Origin of the sequence: Streptococcus sp. 1343, assembly GCF_013277355.1 — a bacterium.
GTDB classification, from domain to species: Bacteria; Bacillota; Bacilli; order Lactobacillales; family Streptococcaceae; genus Streptococcus; species Streptococcus pseudopneumoniae.
This window is the reverse complement of sequence record NZ_VMMT01000069.1, coordinates 1-1314: the sequence shown is the minus strand read 5'-3', so window position 1 is coordinate 1314 and position 1314 is coordinate 1. Positions and strand designations below refer to the sequence as shown.

Sequence of the window (1314 nt, the reverse complement as noted above, 5' to 3'; positions counted from 1 at the left end):
TTACCATTTTTCACACCACGAAATTCTTACTCTACATAAGCTGATGTAGAGTAAGGATATTGTAAAGTATTTTTTACCTTAACTAAATCATTTTTGCCAATAATGACTTCTGACTGATTTGTATAATATTGACCATAAGTCGGTGAAACATCGGGAAGTGAAAAATTATTAGTTCCTGGATCCTCTTGTAATGTTTCACTTACCTCATACTCCTCGCCTGTACTTGAAATAACAGTCAACGCAGATACTGTCGGTAGCTGACTAGCTAATAAAGTACTAGCAATAATTGAAATACCGAATTTGCGATAAAATGTTTTCTTCATTTTTATAATTCATTCCTTTCGTTTCACTCAAGGCACAACACAGAATGAAAAAGTGTTGTGCTCTTTGTTTTATAATAACAGTGAGAAAGCCTATCACTACTACAAATCACGGGGAGGTGAATAAGTGAGTGGTACAGCCACTACCTCGCATTTTTATAGGTGTCATTCTTTCCATCAAGCACAAGAACTGTGACTAAGAGCACGTAAACTTATAATTGAATAAGCGACTCGTTTGTGAAAGGAAAGAATAGTCAAGGGATAGGCAGACTCAAATTTTATGAAGGGAGCCCCCTCATGTTAAAAATTATTTATATGGCATCGAAAAGCTATCATCGCTATCTGTCGCAGATTATTGGTTGCCATCTACCACGTACTTTTAAAACAGGATAGTTATAATCCAAGATTACAAGGTCTTACAGAAATAAGAAATTCAGATAAGACAATGTCTGTCCAAGATGCCGTTCGTTTTGCACAACAGCACGGATTCAAGGTGCTTTAATTTTAAAGGTTGGGTATCAAGACCTCTTTTTAGTGTGCCCAAAATTTAGAGAAGTAATCAATCAACTAACTTTTATTTTTTCAAACTTGCCCCTACAATTTTTAATGAATAATAAAAGCGAATATACTAGAGACTAATTCTATTCCATTATTCTTTAATCTGCCTTCCCAACATCAAGACCATTGGACTTCTTTTGTGATTGCACTCGAATCTCCAATTGTCTATTCTTCTGAATAAACTGTTGGTAAGGAATTGTATTACTAAACATAAAAACACCTAGCAATGCAAATGTAACTAATTTTTTAATTCCACGTTTTTTTCTCATGCAATGAAACCCCTTTCTTTTTCCTTGTTTTTATTCTAACAGATATATTTTATTTAGCCAAGTGTTTTTATTGCATTTTGAACTTTTTTTCTTATTATTACCATAAAGAATTATTTGTTTCTTTAACTTACTATTTTGAACTAAAAATTTTATAATGAAATTAAGCA

At 32.6% G+C, this 1314-nt stretch carries 1 protein-coding gene and 2 pseudogenes; 1 reads left to right on the top strand and 2 read right to left on the bottom strand.

Annotated features, from left to right (window positions below):
- Positions 1-29: 29 nt before the first annotated feature.
- Positions 30-323 (bottom strand): annotated as a pseudogene (locus HT709_RS09695) (choline-binding protein G); the annotation flags it as partial.
- Between the two features lie 316 nt (positions 324-639).
- Between HT709_RS09695 and HT709_RS12085 the strand changes: the two are divergent.
- A pseudogene (locus HT709_RS12085) lies at positions 640-822 on the top strand (IS110 family transposase); the annotation flags it as partial.
- A 154-nt stretch (positions 823-976) separates the two neighbouring features.
- Here the strand turns inward: HT709_RS12085 and HT709_RS12080 are convergent.
- Positions 977-1147 (bottom strand): PhrA family quorum-sensing system peptide, encoded by a 171-nt coding sequence (locus HT709_RS12080; RefSeq protein ID WP_001227865.1) that lies wholly within the window; start codon positions 1145-1147, stop codon positions 977-979.
- Between the last annotated feature and the right edge of the window lie 167 nt (positions 1148-1314).